This window comes from Streptomyces sp. KLMMK (assembly GCF_036961605.1).
Classification (GTDB): Bacteria; Actinomycetota; Actinomycetes; order Streptomycetales; family Streptomycetaceae; genus Streptomyces; species Streptomyces telluris.
In genome coordinates this window covers 1-18,747 of the sequence record NZ_JBAMDC010000109.1, presented here as the reverse complement: position 1 = coordinate 18,747, position 18,747 = coordinate 1, and the positions used below count along the sequence as shown (strand labels likewise).

General features: G+C 72.3%; 19 protein-coding genes. 12 read left to right on the top strand and 7 right to left on the bottom strand.

Annotation, left to right across the window (positions count from 1 at the left end; all coding sequences use genetic code 11):
• Both V7793_RS17875 and V7793_RS17870 read right to left on the bottom strand, forming a co-directional pair.
• Positions 1-1,323: hypothetical protein (locus V7793_RS17875; protein WP_336007652.1), on the bottom strand; the 1,323-nt coding region annotated here is incomplete at its 3' end.
• 112 nt (positions 1,324-1,435) lie between these two features.
• Positions 1,436-3,025: an LCP family protein gene (locus V7793_RS17870; protein WP_336007651.1), complete on the bottom strand. Its 1,590-nt coding sequence runs from the start codon at positions 3,023-3,025 to the stop codon at positions 1,436-1,438.
• 158 nt (positions 3,026-3,183) lie between these two features.
• Here V7793_RS17870 and tatA point away from each other — a divergent pair, with 158 nt between their 5' ends.
• From tatA to V7793_RS17855, 3 genes are all read left to right on the top strand, one after another.
• Positions 3,184-3,426 carry a Sec-independent protein translocase subunit TatA gene (gene tatA, locus V7793_RS17865; protein ID WP_336007649.1) on the top strand — a complete coding sequence of 81 codons (243 nt, stop codon included), beginning with the start codon at positions 3,184-3,186 and terminating at the stop codon, positions 3,424-3,426.
• A gap of 96 nt (positions 3,427-3,522) precedes the next feature.
• Positions 3,523-4,899, top strand: a complete 1,377-nt coding sequence (locus V7793_RS17860) for an alkaline phosphatase (RefSeq protein ID WP_336007648.1) — start codon at positions 3,523-3,525, stop codon at positions 4,897-4,899.
• Between the two features lie 355 nt (positions 4,900-5,254).
• The gene (locus tag V7793_RS17855; protein ID WP_168092931.1) at positions 5,255-6,193 is read left to right on the top strand and encodes a beta-ketoacyl-ACP synthase III; all 939 of its coding nucleotides are present in this window, start codon (positions 5,255-5,257) and stop codon (positions 6,191-6,193) included.
• 113 nt (positions 6,194-6,306) lie between these two features.
• Here V7793_RS17855 and V7793_RS17850 read toward each other — a convergent pair whose 3' ends face one another.
• Positions 6,307-7,218 carry a glutaminase gene (locus V7793_RS17850; RefSeq protein WP_336007645.1) on the bottom strand — a complete coding sequence of 304 codons (912 nt, stop codon included), beginning with the start codon at positions 7,216-7,218 and terminating at the stop codon, positions 6,307-6,309.
• A 187-nt stretch (positions 7,219-7,405) separates the two neighbouring features.
• Between V7793_RS17850 and V7793_RS17845 the strand changes: the two genes are divergently transcribed.
• Both V7793_RS17845 and V7793_RS17840 read left to right on the top strand, forming a co-directional pair.
• Complete coding sequence (locus V7793_RS17845) at positions 7,406-7,996, top strand: N-acetylmuramoyl-L-alanine amidase (RefSeq protein ID WP_336007643.1); 591 nt, start codon at positions 7,406-7,408, stop codon at positions 7,994-7,996.
• 43 nt (positions 7,997-8,039) lie between these two features.
• Entirely contained in the window at positions 8,040-8,987 is a 948-nt protein-coding gene (locus V7793_RS17840; RefSeq protein WP_336007642.1) for a 1-aminocyclopropane-1-carboxylate deaminase/D-cysteine desulfhydrase, read from the top strand.
• 6 nt (positions 8,988-8,993) lie between these two features.
• On the opposite strand, the gene V7793_RS17835 is transcribed toward V7793_RS17840, so the two are convergent.
• The gene (locus tag V7793_RS17835; protein WP_336007640.1) at positions 8,994-10,595 is read right to left on the bottom strand and encodes a Na+/H+ antiporter; all 1,602 of its coding nucleotides are present in this window, start codon (positions 10,593-10,595) and stop codon (positions 8,994-8,996) included.
• A gap of 87 nt (positions 10,596-10,682) precedes the next feature.
• Here V7793_RS17835 and V7793_RS17830 point away from each other — a divergent pair, with 87 nt between their 5' ends.
• The 4 genes from V7793_RS17830 (at position 10,683) to V7793_RS17815 (ending at position 13,065) form a co-directional block, all read left to right on the top strand.
• A complete protein-coding gene (locus V7793_RS17830) occupies positions 10,683-10,943 on the top strand; it encodes a UBP-type zinc finger domain-containing protein (protein ID WP_168092926.1) in 261 nt (86 codons plus the stop codon).
• A 22-nt stretch (positions 10,944-10,965) separates the two neighbouring features.
• Positions 10,966-11,490 (top strand): GNAT family N-acetyltransferase, encoded by a 525-nt coding sequence (locus tag V7793_RS17825; RefSeq protein ID WP_336007637.1) that lies wholly within the window; start codon positions 10,966-10,968, stop codon positions 11,488-11,490.
• 230 nt (positions 11,491-11,720) lie between these two features.
• Positions 11,721-12,134, top strand: coding sequence for an anti-sigma regulatory factor (locus V7793_RS17820; RefSeq protein WP_030366270.1), 414 nt, complete (start codon positions 11,721-11,723; stop codon positions 12,132-12,134).
• A gap of 40 nt (positions 12,135-12,174) precedes the next feature.
• Entirely contained in the window at positions 12,175-13,065 is an 891-nt protein-coding gene (locus tag V7793_RS17815; protein ID WP_058046202.1) for an RNA polymerase sigma factor SigF, read from the top strand.
• A 97-nt stretch (positions 13,066-13,162) separates the two neighbouring features.
• Here V7793_RS17815 and V7793_RS17810 read toward each other — a convergent pair whose 3' ends face one another.
• Entirely contained in the window at positions 13,163-13,642 is a 480-nt protein-coding gene (locus V7793_RS17810) for a hypothetical protein (protein WP_443057936.1), read from the bottom strand.
• A 91-nt stretch (positions 13,643-13,733) separates the two neighbouring features.
• On the opposite strand from V7793_RS17810, the gene V7793_RS17805 reads away from it, so the two are divergent.
• Positions 13,734-14,702 (top strand): diacylglycerol/lipid kinase family protein, encoded by a 969-nt coding sequence (locus tag V7793_RS17805; protein WP_168092923.1) that lies wholly within the window; start codon positions 13,734-13,736, stop codon positions 14,700-14,702.
• Positions 14,703-15,024: 322 nt separating this feature from the next.
• Positions 15,025-15,282 carry a WhiB family transcriptional regulator gene (locus V7793_RS17800; RefSeq protein WP_004937597.1) on the top strand — a complete coding sequence of 86 codons (258 nt, stop codon included), beginning with the start codon at positions 15,025-15,027 and terminating at the stop codon, positions 15,280-15,282.
• A 194-nt stretch (positions 15,283-15,476) separates the two neighbouring features.
• Here V7793_RS17800 and V7793_RS17795 read toward each other — a convergent pair whose 3' ends face one another.
• Positions 15,477-16,946, bottom strand: coding sequence for a sensor histidine kinase (locus V7793_RS17795; RefSeq protein WP_058046199.1), 1,470 nt, complete (start codon positions 16,944-16,946; stop codon positions 15,477-15,479).
• Between the two features lie 325 nt (positions 16,947-17,271).
• Positions 17,272-17,922, bottom strand: coding sequence for a TetR/AcrR family transcriptional regulator (locus V7793_RS17790; RefSeq protein ID WP_336007625.1), 651 nt, complete (start codon positions 17,920-17,922; stop codon positions 17,272-17,274).
• An 83-nt stretch (positions 17,923-18,005) separates the two neighbouring features.
• On the opposite strand from V7793_RS17790, the gene V7793_RS17785 reads away from it, so the two are divergent.
• A partial coding sequence (locus V7793_RS17785) for an SDR family oxidoreductase (RefSeq protein WP_336007623.1) occupies positions 18,006-18,747 on the top strand: 742 nt, incomplete at its 3' end.

Here is an 18,747-nt window from a genome sequence, read left to right as displayed (position 1 = left end):
GCCGTCGCCGCCGCCGAAGCCGCCGCCCCCACCGCCCCAGCCACCGCCGAAGTCGTCGGAGTTGAAGTCGCTGCCGGTGTAGTCGCCGCCGTCGGCGCCGGCGTCCGCGGGGGCCGCGTAGGCGGGGCCGGAGAGCATGCCGCCCAGCATGGTGCCGACGAGGAGGCCGGGCAGGAGGCCGCCGCCGAAGTAGCCGCCGGCCCAGGGGGCGTAGGCGGGGCCCGCGTTCCAATACGGCTGGCGGCCGTCGGCGGTGTCGACCGTGCGGGACAGGGGCTCCTGCCCCTCGGCCACCCTGGCCGCGTCGGCCGCGCAGGCGGGCACGGTGCGCGGCGCACCGCCCGGGGGCGCCCACTCGACGTCCTGGACGGACGGCCCGTGGCGCGGGTCGAAGAAGCAGGGCACGCGGCGTTCGGGCAGGGGGGCGCCGCTGCGGCGTGCGGCGAGGGTGGCGAGGGCGAAGCGGCCCTTGTCGAGGGTGGCGGTGACGGCGGTGACGTCCTCGGGGTGCGCCGCGGCGGCCATCTTCGACTTGGCCTCCTCGTAGGCGTCGAGGGCCTCCTCGTAGTCGTGCCGCATGGCGTCGTCGGCGCCGGGCTCGGAGGGGTGGAAGTCGAGCCGGTCGAGCTCCTCGCCGAAGGCGGTGATGTCCTCGTCGACGACGACGCGCAGGGCGTCGAGCTCGGCCTGCTCGCGCTCCTCGCGCTTGCGCTTGTTGCGCCGGTAGAGGGCGTACGCGCCCGCGCCGCCCGCCACGACGATGGCGCCGCCGGTGATCAGCCCTGCGGTGCCGACGCCGGACTCCGCGCCGTCCCAGGAGCCGGGGGCCCGGCCCCGGGCCTGCCGGTCGGCCTGGTCGACGAAGCTGTTGAGCATGGTCGTGGCGTCGCCGCCGGAGCGCTGGACGGAGCCGACGAGGTTGCCGATCGCGTTGCGGGACATGACGCGGGAGTCGGCGTGGGCGTTGAAGTCGTCGCCGAGCCGGATGGCGTAGACCCCGGCGATGCCGACCTTGGTGCGCAGGTCCCGGAAGACGGTGGCCTTGGGGAACTCCGGGCTCTCGGGAAGGACGGCCACGAAGACCGGCTTCCCGGCGTCCTCGATCTTCTTGGCCAGGGCCTCGGCGTCGGCCGCGGGCAGCTGGCCGGCCGCGCGGGGGTCGACGTAGACCGGGTTCTCGCGCAGCGCCTCGGCGACGGTGTCGAGGCCGGTCGCGGCGTGCGCGGCGGGGGCGGGGGCGTACAGCGCCGTGCCGGCCAGGGCGATCAGGGCGGCGATCAGGGCCAGCAGCGGCCTGGGCAGCGCCCGGGTGGTGGCGGGCATGGCGGTGCTCCTCGGATCGAGGTCGGTCGGGTTCCTACCTACAGCGAAATTTACTCCCAAAACGGATTAATCAGGCATTGGGTTCCCCCGCCTCCCCCGGCTCATCCCCGGCTCATCCGTACGAGAGGTTCGCGCAGGGGTCGTCGTCCGCCGACCGGGCCGTGGCGGCGACATCGGTGGAGAGGGTCCCGGGGGCTGCGGCGGAGGGCGCCGCGGACGGGCCGCCGGCTCCGGCCGCACCCGGGGAAGCACCGCCCGAGGCGCTCCCGGACGCGCTTCCGGACGCGCTTCCGGGCGCACCGGCGGAGGCGCTCGCGGACGCGTAGTCGCGGCCCACCGTCACCGTGACCCCGTCCGCCGCCACCCCCCGGATGTACGCCCCGGGGAAGAGCCGGGCGACCGTCCGCGCGTCCGCCGCCCGCCCCGGGCCGAACTCGATCACGGTGGTGCCCGCGTTGCGGACGTCCGCGTTGCCGGTGCCGCCGACCGTGAACCCATGCCGCTCGAGGGCGGCCGCGGCCCGCGCCGCGAGCCCGGTCACCCTGGTGCCGTTGGCGACGGAGACGCTCACACCCTCGCCCGAGACCGGCTCCTGCGAGGCGGGGGCCTGCGAGGCCGGGGCCGGGGAGGCGGGGGCCGCGCCCGCCGGCCGGCCCTTGGAGCGGTCGCCGCCCGCATCCTTGCCGTCGATGGTGCGGTCCGCCTTCAGGGAGGCCCACAGGGCGTCGGCCTCGGGCCGGACGATGTCGACGCGGTCCCCCTCGTAGCGCCAGGGGACGGTGATGAACTTGATGTCGTGCAGGCCGATGTCCTTGAGCGACATCGCGAAGGACAGCAGCTTGTCGGCCGAGCCCAGCCCCGGGTCGACGGTCATCGACCGGGTGGCGGCGTCGGCCAGCGGCAGCAGCGCGGCGGGGTTGAAGCCCTGCGCCCGCACCTTCTTGATCAGACCGGCGAGGAAGGCCTGCTGGCGCTGGATGCGGCCTATGTCGGAGCCGTCGCCGATGCCGTGCCGCACGCGCACGTAGTCCAGGGCCTTCTGCCCGGAGACGGTCTGCTGCCCCTTGGCGAACAGGAGCCCGCCGCGCGAGCCGCGGTGCGGGTCGAGGTCGCCCTGGTAGACGTCCTTGGGCAGGCACACCTCCACCCCGCCGACGGCGGAGGTCATCGCGGAGAAGCCCTCGAAGTCGACGACGACGGTGTGGTCGACGCGCAACCCGGTGAGCTTCTCCACCGTGTTCTGCGTGCAGGCCGGGTTGCCCTTCGCCGACTCCCCCACCGAGAAGGCCGAGTTGAACATCGCCCGCGTCCGCCCGGACGTCCAGCTGCCGTCGGGCCGCCGGCACGGAGGGATGTCCACGAGCGTGTCCCGCGGGATCGAGACGGCGATGGCGTGCTCGCGGTCGCGGTACACGTGCAGCAGGAAGGCGGTGTCCGAGCGGCCGACGTCACCCTCGCCCCCGCCGAGGCCGCTGTTGCCCCCGGCACGCGAGTCCGAGCCGATGACCAGGACGTTCTGGCCGGCGACCCCCGCGCCCGGGCGGTTCTTGGACAGCCCGTCCGCGTCGAACGTGCTGATGTTGCCGTTCAGCCGGAGCCAGAGCCAGCCGGCACCGGCGGTCAGCAGCACCACGAACGCCATCGCGACGAACGTCGCCGTCCGCACCCGGTGATGCGTCCCGCCCCCTCGGCTGCCACTCATCTGCGAGCCCTCATCCATTCCCCCCGCGTGCCCGGCCCCTTGCCGCCTCACCCCGATAGACGGCCGGGCAGCCACTTTGGTTGTCCAGTTGCGCAATCTGGCAAGTATGGTGAACACAACGGTTACGGAAGAGAGCGGAAGAGAAAGGTGCGCCGACCATGCTGCGCAATGCCCTGGAGCCGTGGCACATCCTCGTGGTGGTGCTCGTGATGGTCGTCCTGTTCGGGTCGCGGAAGCTGCCGGACACCGCCCGCGCGCTCGGCAAGTCGATGCGCATCCTCAAGAGCGAGGCCAGGGCCATGAAGACGGACGGACAGGCCGCGCCGGCCGGCGGTGGGGCCGCGCAGGCGGACGGTCACGCCGCGCGGACCGGTGATCAACCGGCCGACAACCCCCGGTGAACCACAGGACACCTGTACGACTCTTCCGGTACACCCGCCCCTGGTGAGCTTCCTCTCGGCCGGACATCCCCGCCCGGCCTGCGAGGAGGAAAAACCATGGGTTCTCGTCCGTACCGGCGTCGTCTCGCCTGGGGCGCCGCCGCGCTGCTCGCCGCCGGCGTCGCGGTACCGGCCGTGGCCGCCGCTTCCGAGGCGGGCGGCAGCTCGGACGTCCCCGCGCTCAGCGCGGGCCACGGCGCGAAGAAGGCCAAGAACGTCATCCTGCTCATCGGTGACGGCATGGGCGACTCGGAGATCACCCTGGCCCGCGACTACACCGTGGGCGCGGCCGGCCGGCTGAACATGGACAAGTTCCCGCTCACCGGCGCGTACACGACGTACTCCGTCGACAAGGACGGCAAGCCGGACTACGTCACCGACTCCGCGGCCAGCGGCACCGGCTGGGCCACCGGGCAGAAGACGGTCAACGGCCGGATATCCAAGACGCCCGGCACGGACAAGGCGATGCCCACCATCCTGGAGCTGGCCCAGAAGAACGGCCTGGCCACCGGCAGCGTCACCACCGCCGAGCTGACCGACGCCACCCCGGCCGTCCTCGCCTCGCACGCCACCGACCGCAGCTGCATGGGCCCGGCCGACATGAAGGCCTGCCCGAACGACACCGTCGCCAAGGGCGGCCCCGGCTCGATCGCCGAGCAGAGCGTCAACCACAAGGTGGACGTCCTCCTCGGCGGCGGCAAGGCCCGCTTCGACCAGAAGGTCACCGAGGGCCGCTTCGCGGGCCGGACCGTCACCCAGCAGGCCGAGCAGCTCGGCTACCAGGTCGTCACCGACGACAAGGGCCTGAAGAACGCCAAGCCCGGCAAGCCCGTCCTCGGCCTCTTCGCCGACGGCAACGTTCCGGTCGAGTGGACCGGCAAGGCCGCGGCCCAGGGCGGCACCGAGCCGCAGCGCTGCGTGACGAACAACCCCGAGCGCAAGGCCGGCACCCCGAGCCTGGAGAGCCAGACCCGCAAGGCGCTGCAGCTCCTGGAGGCCAAGCAGAAGGGGGCGGGCTCCAAGAAGGGCTTCTTCCTGCAGGTCGAGGGCGCCTCGATCGACAAGCGCGACCACGCCGCCGACCCGTGCGGCCAGATCGGCGAGACCGCGGCCCTCGACCGCGCCGTGAAGGTCGCCCGCGACTACGCCGCGCAGCACCCGGACACCCTGGTCGTCACCACCGCCGACCACGCCCACACCAGCCAGATCGTCCCGCTGGAGGCCACTCCCCCCGGCCTGTCCTCGACCCTGGTCACCGATGAGGGCGGCAAGCTGAAGGTGAACTACTCCACCAATACGCCGGGCAAGGCGCAGGAGCACACCGGCACCCAGGTGCGCATCGCGGCCCAGGGCCCGCAGGCGGAGCGCGTCCTCGGCCTCACCGACCAGACGCAGCTCTTCACGACGATCCGCAAGGCGCTCTCGCTGCGCTGACGCCGGAGCGTGGCCGGCGCCGGAGCGTGGCCGGCGCCGCACCGAGCGGCACCGGCCGCGCCACGGCCGGAACACCGTGGGTAACACCACAGCCGACAACGTCACAGATCACCACAGGGGGGACAGGGTCCGGCCGCTCCAGCGGCCGGGCCCTGCGGGTTGTGCCAGTTATCCCGGCAGAACATTGGGCGGATCACATACCCGGTTGCGGGCGTCAAGCGTCAAGACTGTGACTTCCGTACTGGATGCCTGCAGACCGATCCCCCACTCTGGTCTCGTACATCCCGTCCCGCACCCCTTCTCCCCCCCACATCCCTTTCGTACCACCCGCCAGCCCTCGCAGGAGGAACCGCCGATGACCGGGTCCCGCGTCCTCGCCCTCGGCCACTACCAGCCCGCCCGGGTGCTGACCAACGACGAGCTGGCGGCCATGGTCGACACCAGCGACGAGTGGATCCGCTCCCGCGTCGGCATCCGCACCCGCCGGGTCGCCGCGCCCGACGAGACGGTCGCCGACATGGCGGCCGAGGCCGCCGGGAAGGCGCTGGCGAACAGCGGGCTCGCGACGGAGGAGATCGATCTCGTCCTCGTCGCCACCTGCACGGCCGACGACCGCAGCCCGAACACGGCCGCCCGGGTCGCGGCCGCGCTGGGCCTCGCCACGCCCGCCACCATGGACGTCAACGTCGTCTGCTCCGGCTTCACCCACGCGCTGGCCAGCGCCGACCACGCCATCCGGGCCGGCGCGGCGACGAACGCCCTGGTCGTCGGCGTGGAGAAGTTCACCTCGGTGACCGACTGGACCGACCGGACCACGTGCGTCCTGACCGGCGACGGCGCGGGCGCCGCCGTGGTCACGGCCTCGGCCGAACCGGAGATCGGCCCCGTGGTGTGGGGCTCGGTGCCCGGCATGGGGCACGCCGTGCGGATCGAGGGCACGCCGTCCCGCTTCTCCCAGGAGGGCCAGTCGGTCTACCGCTGGGCCACCACGCAGCTGCCGCCCATCGCCCGCCGGGTCTGCGAGCGGGCCGGGGTCGCGCCGGAGGAGCTGGCCGCGGTCGTCCTGCACCAGGCCAACCTGCGGATCATCGAGCCGGTCGCGCGCAAGCTCGGGGCGGTCAACGCGGTCGTCGCGACGGATGTCACCGAGTCCGGCAACACGTCCGCCGCGAGCATTCCGCTCGCGCTCTCCAAGCTGGTCGAGCGCGGGGAGGTGCCGTCGGGCGCGCCGGTCCTGCTCTTCGGCTTCGGCGGGAACCTGTCGTACGCGGGACAGGTCATTCGCTGCCCGTAAGGGGCGCGGGGCAAGGATGCGCCCCGTAAGGGGCGCGGGGCGGTGTCGGTCTGCGGCTCCGCCGCGTGGGCGCGGCACCCCCCACCGGCCCGCGGCCGACGACGGCGCGCCGCCTAGAACACCGACCACCCGGTCAACGTGGTGAAGTGGTCCAGCGCGGCCACACCGGCAACGGAGTTGCCCCGGGTGTCCAGGCCCGGACTCCACACGCACAGCGTGCACCGGCCCGGTATGACGGCGACGATGCCGCCCCCGACGCCGCTCTTGCCGGGCAGCCCCACGCGGTAGGCGAAGTCCCCGGCCGCGTCGTACGTCCCGCACGTGAGCATGACGGCGTTGACCTGCTTCGCCTCGCGCCGCGGCAGCAGCCGCGAGCCGTCGGCCCGCAGGCCGTGGCGGGCCAGGAAGCTGCCCGCACGGGCGAGGTCGCGGCAGCTCATCTCGATGGAGCACTGCCAGAAGTAGTGCTCCAGGACGGTGGGGACGGGGTTGTCGAGGTTGCCGTAGCTGGCCATGAAGTGGGCCAGGGCGGCGTTGCGGTCGCCGTGCTCGGTCTCGGAGGCGGCGACGGCTGCGTCGAAGGCCAGGTCGGGGTTGCCGCTCTCGGCGCGCAGGAACTCCAGCATGGTGGTGCTGGCGTCGCCGGTGAGCGTCTGCAGCCGGTCGGTGACGACGAGCGCGCCCGCATTGATGAACGGATTGCGCGGGATGCCGTTCTCGTATTCGAGTTGGACCAGCGAGTTGAAGGGATTTCCGGACGGTTCCGTTCCGACCCGGTCCCAGATCTTCCCGCCGCCCTCGGCCAGCACGAGCGCCAGGCTGAAGGCCTTGGAGATGGACTGCACGGAGAAGGGCTTCTCCCAGTCCCCGGTGCCGTAGACGCCGCCGTCGACGTCGGCGACGGCGATGCCGAACTGATTGACGTCCACTTCGGCGAGGGCGGGGATGTAGTCGGCGACCTGACCGCGGCCGACGAGGGGGCGTGCGAAGGCGGTGACCTCTTCGAGGACGGCCTGGTAGTCCACAGTCCTTGGTCCGTACTTCCGTGTCGACGACGCTGTCGACGATGCGATCGGTGGGATATTCGGCCAACGGCCGGATCGGCTCGCACGATATCCGAACGCCCGGCCCACCTGCGAACTTTTGGGTACAAGGGGGTCATTCGGCCTACGCGACCGGCGTACGCCACCTGTCGAACCGAGGGAGGGCGGCATGGCCCCACCCATGTCCGCGAACGAATTCCTGGCCGCGCTCAGACGCGAGGGCGCCACCGTCGTCGAAGTGGACGGCTGGCGCAACCACAACCGGGCCGGGCACGGCCTCTGGGGCCCCGTAAACGGCGTGATGATCCACCACTCCGCCACGTCGGGCACCGACAGCACCGTGCGCCTGTGCTGGAACGGCTACGACGAGCTCCCGGGCCCCCTGTGCCACGGGGTCATCGCCAAGGACGGCGCCATCCACCTCGTCGGCTGCGGGCGCGCCAACCACGCCGGGGGCGGCGACGGGGACGTCCTCAAGGCCGTGATCGCCGAGAAGCGGCTGCCGCCCGTCCGGTGGGCCGACACCGACGGGAACGTCCACTTCTACGGCTTCGAGTGCGTCAACCGCGGCGACGGCGAGGACCCCTGGCCGCAGGACCAGCTGCTGGCCATCGAACAGGTGGCGGCCGCGATCTGCCGGCACCACGGCTGGACCGAGCGGTCCGTCATCGGCCACCTGGAGTGGCGCCCGGGCAAGTCCGACCCCGTCGGCTTCTCCATGGAGTGGCTGCGCGAGCGGGTCCGTGAGCGGCTGAAGTGAGGCTCCCCGTGGCCCGCCCGCCCGCTCACGCGACAATGGGGGCGTGATCAGCCATCCCCCCGCCGCCGGCAGCGCCGGGCTCGCCGGCCTGCGGCCGCGGCTGCCGTCCCCGCTCGTGGAGCTCCCGGACGAGCGGTTCGCACGGCACGGCGTACGGCTGCTGCTCAAGCGGGACGACCTGATACATCCCGAGCTGCCCGGCAACAAGTGGCGCAAGCTCGCGCCCAACCTGCGGGCCGCGGCGGAGGAGGGCCGGCACACCCTGCTGACGTTCGGCGGCGCCTACTCCAACCACCTGCGGGCCACCGCCGCGGCGGGCCGCCTGCTCGGCTTCGCCACCGTCGGCGTCGTGCGCGGCGAGGAGCTCGCCGACCGCCCGCTGAACCCGTCGCTGCGCTCCTGCGCCGCCTCCGGCATGCGGCTGATGTTCATCGACCGGTCCACCTACCGCCGCAAGGCCGAGCCCGAGGTGCTGGCCCGGCTGACCGAACGCGCGGGCGGCGACTGCTACGTCGTGCCCGAGGGCGGCTCCAACGCGGCGGCCGTGCTCGGCTGCGCGGAGCTCGGGCGGGAGCTGCGCGGGATGGCGGACGTCGTCGGGGTCGCGTGCGGCACGGGCGGCACCCTCGCCGGCCTGGCCGCCGGGCTGGGCGAGGGGCAGCGGGCCATCGGCTTCCCCGTGCTCAAGGGCGGCTTCCTGGGCGCGGAGATCGAGCGCCTGCAGGGCGAGGCCTACGGCGGGCGGCGCGGGACGTGGCGGCTGGACGAACGCTTCCACTGCGGCGGCTACGCCAGGACGTCCGCCGCGCTGGACGCCTTCGCCGACGACTTCACCGCCCGCCACGGCCTGCCCCTGGAACGGCTGTACGTGGCGAAGATGCTGTACGGCCTGACGACCCTGACGGAGGAGGGCGCGTTCCCGAGGGGAACGACGGTGGCGGCGGTGATCACGGGAAGCGGGGGCCCGGAGCCTGCGGCTCCGGCACGGTGAGCCGGGTCAGCCCGCCTCCCCCTCGCGGTACGCGGCGGCTTCCTCCAGGTCCAGCCGCCGCAAGAGCGTACGGAGCATCTCGTCGTCGATCCGCCGCTGGTCCCGCAGCGCGACGAAGACGTCCCGCTCGGCCCCGATCATCTCCCGGGCGAGCCGCCGGTAGATGTCGTCGGCCGACTCCCCGGTGACCGCACTGACCGTCCCGAGCCGCTCCCACACCGCGTTGCGGCGCCGCTCCATGACGACGCGGAGCCGGTCGGCGAGGGGCGGGGGAAGGGCGTTGTGCTCGTCGGCGAGCAGCTCGTCCAGGCGGCGCTCCGCGGCGAGGGAGGCCTCGTTCTGCGCCTGGGCCTCCGCGAGGGTCTCCGCGGCGCTGTCGCGCCCGGGCAGCCGCAGCACGCGGATCAGCGGGGGCAGCGTGAGCCCCTGGACGACGAGGGTGGCGATGACGGTCGTGAAGGTCAGGAAGAGGACGAGGTTGCGGTGGGGGAAGTCCTCCCCGGCGTCCGTGGTGACGGGGATGGAGAAGGCGATGGCGAGGGAGACGACGCCCCGCATGCCGGCCCAGCCGACGACGAGCGCGCTCTTCCAGGTGGTGTCGGGCTCCCGCTCGCGGATCCGCGCGGACAGGGCGCGCGGCAGGAACGTCGCCGGGTAGACCCAGACGAAGCGGGCGGCCACCACGGCGAGGAAGACGGCGAGCGCGTACCAGGCGACCGCCCCCGCTCCGTAGGTGTCGAGGCCGCGCAGCACCACGGGCAGCTGCAGCCCGATGAGGGCGAAGACGGCGGACTCCAGGATGAAGGAGACCATCTTCCACACGGCGGCCTCCTGCAGCCGGGTGGCGAAGTCGACCTGCCAGGCGCGGTGCCCGAGCCAGAGGCCGACGACCACGACGGCGAGCACCCCGGAGGCGTGGACCTCCTCGGCGGCGGCGTAGGCGGCGAAGGGGATCAGCAGGGAGAGGGTGTTCTGCAGCAGCGGCTCGCGCAGGTGTTTGCGCAGCCAGTGCAGCGGCACCATGAGGGCCAGGCCGACGCCGATGCCGCCGAGGGAGGCGACGGCGAACTCCCGGATGCCCTCGCCCCAGGTCGCGCCGGCGCCGACGGCGGCGGCGAGGGCCACCTTGTAGGCGGTGATGGCGGTCGCGTCGTTCACGAGGGACTCGCCCTGAAGGATCGTGGTGATGCGCGAGGGCAGGCCGAGGCGGCGGGCGATGGCGGTGGCCGCGACGGCGTCGGGCGGCGCGATCACGGCGCCGAGCACGAGGGCGGCCGTCGGCGGCAGCCCGGGCACGAGGAGGTAGGCCGCGTAGCCGACGGCGAGCGTCGCGAAGAGGACGTAGCCGACGGACAGGAGCGCGACGGGGCGGATGTTGGCCCGCAGGTCGAGGTAGGAGCTGTCGAGCGCGGCCGTGTGCAGCAGGGGCGGCAGCAGGAGGGGCAGCACGATGTGCGGGTCGAGCGTGTAGTCCGGTACGCCGGGGACCTGGGAGGCGACGAGGCCCGCGGCGACGAGCAGCAGGGGCGCGGGCACGGGGGTGCGCCGCGCCGCGCCGGCGATGGCGGCACCGCCCGCGACCAGCATCAGCAGTGGCATGACGTCCATCGGTGCGGGCCTGTCCCCTCGTGGGTGCGGTGGTGCGCCGACGGCGCGGGCGCTCGCGCCTCGGCGGTGCGATCTAATCTGGCAATCATGAGCGAGTGCCAGCATCTTCCCGCGCTGCCGCGCCCCGAGCCCGCCGCCGCGCACCCGACGTGCCCGGAGTGCGAGGCGGCCGGCAGCCACCCCGTGCAGCTGCGGCTGTGCCTGGTCTGCGGCCACGTCGGATGCTGCGACTCCTCGCCGTACCGGCACGCCACGGACCACTTCCGGGAGACGGGGCACGCGGTGATGCGCAGCTACGAGCCGGGCCAGAGCTGGCGCTGGTGCTACGTGGACCAGCGGCTGGTCTGACGGCGCCCGCTAGCATGCACGCATGATCCGAGCCGCGACGCCTGCCGATGTGCCCGCCCTCCATGTGATGATCCGCGAACTCGCGGCGTACGAACGGTCGGTGGAGGACGCCCGGGCGACCGAGGAACAGCTGCACGAGGCGTTCTTCGGCGAGCACCCCGCGGCGTTCGCCCTGATAGCGGAGAGTGACGGATCTGTGGGCGGTGATGCGCACGGGGCGGCGGAGCCGGTCGGCTTCGCGATCTGGTTCCGCAACTTCTCCACCTGGACGGGCACGCACGGTGTCTGGCTGGAGGACCTCTACGTGCGCCCCGAGGCGCGCGGCGGCGGATACGGCAAGGCGCTCCTCGCGACCCTCGCCCGGATCTGCACGGACCGCGGCTACCAGCGTTTCGAATGGTCAGTGCTGGACTGGAACACGCCCTCGATCGGGTTCTACAAATCCCTCGGGGCCGAACCCATGGACGAATGGACCACCTACCGCTTGTCCGGAGAACCCCTCCGCACCCTTGCGGCGCTCGCGCAGAGTGACGAAAATCCCAACTAGGCGACAGCTCTTTCGATTTGGGACCGCAAGCCTCTAGCCACTGTCCGTGCTCATGGGTTTACCATGAGTGACAGTGGCGGGGCTGCTCCACGGACCCGCAGATCGCGATAGCGTCGCAGCCGAACCATGTGCCGCACCGGCCCGCGCGCGACCTTCGACCGAAGGGCGGCCGAGGGCGGGGGCCGGCGCTCGTAACAGCTCAAGAAGCTTGTGCCACCTTGGAGGTGAGGGTGTCCCCAATCGCAGGCGAGCCCGGGACCCAGGACTTCGTGGAAGTCCGGCTGCCCGCTGCGGGTGCCTACCTGTCGGTGCTGCGGACGGCGACAGCCGGTCTCGCGGCCCGTTTGGACTTCACCCTCGACGAGATCGAGGACTTGCGCATCGCGGTGGACGAGGCGTGCGCGATCCTTCTGCAACAAGCCGTGCCCGGCTCCGTCCTCAGCTGCGTCTTCCGCCTGGTGGGCGATGCGCTGCGGGTGACCGTCTCGGCGCCCACCACGGACGGCCGCGCACCCGAGCGCGACACCTTCGCCTGGACGGTGCTCTCCGCCCTGGCCGGTGAGGTCGACTCGACCGTCGCCGACGACCGTACGGTCAGCATCAGCCTGCACAAGAAGCGCGGCGCCGGCCCCGGACAGCCGTGACGGAAGAGGGGGCTCCGTGAGTACTGCATCGTCGCGGGGGGTGCGTACCCCGGCCATCCCGCAGCAGCCTGCCCGACAGCTGCCGGGCGATCCTGCGAATCCCGCGCCGGACGAGGCGAGCGACCCACCAGAGCGGGCGGACCACATGGACCAGCACCAGCACCGGCACTCCACCGCGCAGGACCGCAGTGGTGCCCGGGCCCTGTTCATCGAGCTGCGGGCGCTGCCGGACGGTTCGCCCGAGCGGGCCGAGCTGCGCAACCACCTGGTGCGGATGCACCTGCCGCTGGTGGAGCACCTGGCCCGGCGCTTCCGCAATCGCGGGGAGCCGCTGGACGACCTGACCCAGGTCGCCACCATCGGCCTGATCAAGTCGGTGGACCGGTTCGACCCGGACCGCGGCGTCGAGTTCTCCACGTACGCGACCCCCACGGTCGTCGGGGAGATCAAGCGGCACTTCCGCGACAAGGGCTGGGCGGTCCGCGTCCCGCGCCGGCTGCAGGAGCTGCGGCTGGCCCTGACCACGGCCACCGCCGAGCTCTCCCAGCGGCACGGCCGCGCGCCCACCGTCCACGAGCTGGCCGAGCACCTGGGCATCTCCGAGGAGGAGGTACTGGAGGGGCTGGAGTCCGCCAACGCCTACAGCACCCTCTCCCTGGACGTGCCCGACACGGACGACGAGTCCCCGGCGGTTGCGGACACCCTCGGCGCGGAGGACGAGGCGCTGGAGGGCGTCGAGTACCGCGAGTCCCTCAAGCCGCTGCTGGAGGACCTGCCGCCGCGGGAGAAGAAGATCCTGCTGCTGCGCTTCTTCGGCAACATGACCCAGTCGCAGATCGCCCAGGAGGTCGGGATCTCGCAGATGCACGTGTCACGGCTGCTGGCGAGGACGCTGGCGCAGCTGCGGGACAGGTTGCTGATCGAGGAGTAGCGGTTCCTTCACCGGCCCTGCCGGGAGTGCTCCAGCCGTGGCCGGAGGGAGTCCGGGGGCCGGGGCCCGGGGCGGCGGACCGGCCGAGCCCCGGTGCTCACTCCCGCGGGCCGATCCCCAGCGCCTCCGTCGCCGTGGGGTTGACCAGCAGCGCGAGCGCGCCCAGGGCCACCAGGACCAACGCCACCGCGGCAGCGATCATGGCGCCCCCGGCGACGTACAGCGTCCAGGCCACCGGCAGCGCCATGATCTGCGTGATCATGGCGGGCCCGCGGCTCCACCGGCGGCGCAGCCACAGCCCGCGCGCGGCCACCAGCGGCAGCACGGCCAGCGCGAGCACGGTCAGGCCGCCGGTCTCGGCCTGCTGGGGGCTGTCCGGCTTGCCGAGCAGGCCCATGGCCAGCATGGAGATGCCGGCGGCGGCGAGCGCCACGCCCTCCAGGCCGGTCAGCACGGCCGCGGCCGTCAGCCGGGCCGGGCGGGGCCCGGCGGGGGCGGGGGCCCCGGCGGCCTGCCCCCGGGGGCCTGCGGGGCCGCTCTTACGGGCGTTTTTCGGCGCGGACTGCTTGCTGCTCACCCCAGCAGGGTAGCCGTACCGCCGACGATCCGAGGGGGCCGAAGGCGGGCCGGGGCCGATCGTGTACCGACAGGTAGGTAGGCTGGCGCGCATGCGTGCGCTTCTCGTGGTCAACCCCTCGGCCACCACCACCAGTGCCCGTACCCGTGATGTCCTGGTCCACGCGCTCGCCAGCGATCTCAAGCTGGAGGTCGCCACCACGGAGTACCGGGGCCATGCCCGCGATCTGGCCCGGCAGGCGGCCGAGAGCGGGAACACCGGTCTGGTGGTGGCGCTCGGCGGCGACGGCACGGTCAACGAGGTCGTCAACGGCCTCCTGCACGACGGCCCCGATCCCGAGAACCTGCCCCGGCTCGCCGTGGTGCCCGGCGGCTCCACCAACGTCTTCGCCCGCGCCCTGGGCCTGCCCAACGACGTCGTGGAGGCGACCGGCGCCCTGCTGGACGCCCTGCGCGACGGGACCGAGCGCACGGTCGGCCTCGGCCTCGCGGGCGGCACGCCCGGCACCGAGGACGAGGGGGTCCCGTCCCGCTGGTTCACCTTCTGTGCGGGCTTCGGCTTCGACGCGGGGGTCATCGGCCGGGTGGAGCAGCAGCGCGAGCGCGGCAAGCGGTCGACACCTGCGCTGTACGCGCGACAGGTGATGCGTCAATTCGTCGGGGAGACCCACCGCCGGCGCGGCACGATCACCCTCGAACGGCCGGGCGAGGAGCCACTCGAGAATCTCGTCATGTCGATAATCTGCAACACGGCGCCGTGGACGTACCTCAACAACCGTCCGGTCTACGCGTCGCCGCAGGCGTCCTTCGACACCGCCCTTGACGTGCTGGGATTCACCAAGCTGTCGACGACGGCGGCCGGCCGCTACGCCACCCAGCTGCTCATGTCCACGCCCGAGCGCGGCCCCCGGGGCAAGCACACCGTGTCCTTGCACGACCAGACGCAGTTCACCTTGCATTCGCAGGTTCCACTGCCGTTCCAGATGGACGGTGACCACCTGGGGGTGCGGAGCAGCGTGACGTTCACAGGCGTTCGCCGTGCACTGCGTGTGATTGTGTGAGTGCCAGGGCCTAAAGTCCTTCCACTCGAACGTTTAGACTGGGTTCCACCCCCTGGAAGTACGGCTGTGACCTAGCCGACACCGAGGAATCAAAAAAAACTTTCCAGAAGGGGTTGTATCCGCCGCCGAGGTTTGCGAATCTCTTCATGGCGATCGGGACGTCCGCTCTTCCGGCCTTCCGATACAGCCCGAACCCCTCCCTTTCCTTGATGGACCGCACCAGTTTCACGACTGGGCGTCGGCCCTTCCCCTGCGGAGGGATTCGTGAAAGCGTTCACATTCACAAGCAACGTAGCCGCAATAACGAGGAGATGGAGCAGCCATGGACTGGCGTCACAACGCCGTTTGCCGCGAGGAAGACCCCGAGCTCTTCTTCCCCATCGGCAACACCGGTCCTGCGCTGCTGCAGATCGAGGAAGCCAAGGCCGTCTGCCGCCGCTGCCCCGTGATGGAGCAGTGCCTGCAGTGGGCGCTCGAGTCCGGCCAGGACTCCGGCGTCTGGGGTGGCCTCAGCGAGGACGAGCGCCGCGCCATGAAGCGCCGCGCCGCTCGCAACCGGGCGCGCAACGCCACCGCCTGACGACGCCCCTCGGCCCCCGAGCCGCAGCGCGCAGTACCCCCTGACGCTCCCCCCGAGCTTCGCCTGGGGGCGCCCCGCATCACATGAGCTTTGAGCCCCGGACCTGATGGTCCGGGGCTCTGTGCTGTTCCGGGTGCGATGCGGTGCGGTGCGCGTGCCGTACCGGTGCGCCGTGCCGGTGTGCGGCTACGGGGTCAGCCCTTCTCCGCCCGTACCGGGATGTCGAGGACGACCCTCGTTCCCTGCCCGGAAGCGGGCACCATGTCGAACGTCCCGCCCATCTCGCCCTCGACGAGGGTGCGGACGATCTGCAGGCCCAGGTTGCCGGCGCGCTGCGGGTCGAAGCCCTCGGGCAGCCCGCGGCCGTCGTCCTGCACCGAGATCAGCAGGCGGGCGTCGCGCCGGGTGCCGCTGCGCACGGCGGTGACCTCCACCGTGCCCCGCTCCCCCGGGCCGAACCCGTGCTCCATGGCGTTCTGCAGCAACTCGGTCAGCACCATCGACAGCGGGGTCGCCACCTCGGCGTCGAGGATGCCGAAGCGGCCCGTGCGCCGTCCGGCGACCCGGCCGGGCGAGATCTCGGCGACCATCGCCAGCACCCGGTCGGCGATCTCGTCGAATTCGACCCGCTCGTCCAGGTTCTGCGAGAGCGTCTCGTGGACGATGGCGATCGAGCCGACCCGGCGGACGGCCTCCTCCAGCGCCTCGCGCCCTTCGGCCGAACCGATCCTGCGGGCCTGGAGCCGCAGCAGGGCCGCTACGGTCTGCAGATTGTTCTTCACCCGGTGGTGAATCTCCCGGATGGTCGCGTCCTTGGTGATCAACTCTCGCTCGCGGCGTCGCAGTTCGGTGACGTCGCGTAGCAGGACGAGTGAACCGATGTGATTTCCCTTGGGTTTGAGGGGAATCGCCCGGAGCTGGATGACTCCGTCGTTGCCCTCGACCTCGAACTCGCGCGGCGCCCAGCCGCTGGCCAGCTTGGCGAGCGACTCGTCGACCGGGCCGCGCGAGGGCGCCAACTGAGCGGTGGTCTCGCCCAGATGATGCCCCACGAGGTCGGCGGCGAGGCCGAGGCGGTGGTAGGCGGAGAGGGCGTTGGGGCTCGCGTACTGCACGATGCCGTCGGCGTCCAGCCTGATGAGACCGTCGCCGGCACGCGGCGAGGCGTCCATGTCGACTTGTTGACCGGGGAAGGGGAACGCGCCGTTGGCGATCATCTGGGCGAGGTCCGAGGCGCTCTGGAGGTAGGTGAGCTCCAGCCGGCTCGGGGTGCGCACCGTCAGCAGGTTCGTATTGCGGGCGATGACGCCGAGCACCCGGCCGTCACGGCGGACGGGGATGGACTCGACGCGGACCGGGACCTCCTCGCGCCACTCCGGGTCGCCCTCCCGGACGATCCGGCCCTCGTCGAGGGCGGCGTCCAGCATGGGGCGGCGACCGCGCGGCACGAGGTGGCCGACCATGTCGTTCTGGTAGGAGGTCGGGCCGGTGTTGGGCCGCATCTGCGCGACCGACACGTAGCGGGTGCCGTCGAGCGTGGGCACCCACAGGACGAGGTCGGCGAAGGACAGGTCGGAGAGCAGCTGCCACTCCGAGACCAGCAAGTGCAGCCACTCCAGGTCGGAGTCGCAGAGGGCCGTGTGCTGACGTACGAGGTCGTTCATGGAGGGCACAGTGGTGAGCCTACCCGGGGCCGGGGCGCGCATCCCGGGCCCGCCCTCGGGCCGCGGGAGCGCGGGGACGGCGGCGGATACCCGGGGAAACCCGGGCGGGAGAAACCATGGACACGGGAGAATGGTCTAGTCCACAATGAGCGGGCAAAGCTTCCGCCCTCCCCGCACAGGAGGACGGAGCGAGGCCCGGCGCTCTCTGCCCTGATCGCGCCACGGCCTCCAGTCGGCCCACTCCGGCCGCGGGGTCCGCACACCCCGCATCCCGGCGGGCCGATACGGCTCCGGGCTGCGGTGCCGGCCGGGTCGAGGGTCCCGGTCAGGCGCCGCGGCCCGAAGTGAGCCCTCCGGGGCCCGTCTCCCCCGCACGCTCCCGCGGCCACGCCCGCATCGCGACGTCGGCGACCGCCTCCAGGGTGGCGCGGTCCGCGCCGTCCCGCGCCTGCTGCGACATGCCCTGCAGAACGGCACCCGTGTAGACGGCGAGGTGATGCGCGTCCGTGTCCGCCGGCAGGACTCCCGCGGCGACATCGGCGGCGATGCGGCTCTCGATGAACGCGATGCCCTTGTTGCGCCGCTCCTGGAGCGCCGCGACCACCTCGGCGGACTGCTCGGTGCAGTTCGTGGCCGCACTGATGATCATGCAGCCGCGCGGCAGACCGGGAAGGGTGTGGGCCCTCGCGGCCTCGCGCAGGAGGCGGCCCGCCGCACTGCGGGCGGTCGGCGCCTCGGCCAGGATCTTCGCCGTGAAGACGCCGTAGTTGCGCACGTAGGCCTCGATCGCCTCCTCGAACAGGGTGCGCTTGTCGCCGAACGCCGCGTAGAGGCTGGGTGCCTTGATGTCCATGGCGCGGGTGAGGTCGGAGATGGAGACGGCCTCGTAGCCGCGCTCCCAGAAGGCCTTCATCGCCTGCTCCAGGGCCGTCTCGCGGTCGAAGGACCGAGGCCTGCCCCGCTGTTTGGTCGCCATGGCCCCCATTCTATAGCGCTCGCTAAAAAACCTGTGCTACGTTCTTTCTGTAGCACTCACTAAAGAAAGAGGGGGGCGCGGCCATGGGCACGCTCACGGGCAGGACGGCACTGGTCACGGGTGGCAGCCGGGGCATCGGGCGGGGCATCTCGGAGCGGCTGGCCAGGGAAGGAGCCCGCGTCGCCGTGCACTACGGGCGGGATGTCGCTTCTGCCGAGCAGACGGTGAAGGCGATCGAGGAGGCGGGCGGCGAGGCCTTCGCGATCCGGGCGGAGCTGGGGGTGGCGGGGGACGCCGAGGCCCTGTGGGCCGCTTTCGACGAGCAGGCGGACGGCCTGGACATCCTGGTGAACAACGCGGGCACCGACGGAGCGCGCGTGCCGATCGGCGAGGTGACCGAGGAGGGCTTCGACCAGGTCTTCGCCGTCAATACGAAGGCGCCGTTCTTCATCACCCGCCTCGGCCTGGACCGCCTGCGCGACGGCGGGCGCATCGTCAACGTCTCCACGGGGCTGACCCACGGCGCGGCGATGCCCCAGCTGATCGCCTACACGATGACGAAGGGCGCGGTGGACGCCTTCACCTCGGTGCTGGCCAAGCAGCTGGGCGAGCGCGGCATCACGGTCAACGCCGTGGCGCCGGGCGTGATCGACACCGACATGAACGCCGCCTGGCTGAACAGCGGCGCGGAGGTGCGGACGGGCGTCGCCGCCCTGTCCCCCTTCAACCGGGTGGGCGAGGCGCGCGATGTCGCCGACATCGTGGCCTTCCTCGCCTCGGACGACAGCCGGTGGGTGACGGGGCAGTGGATAGACGCCACGGGCG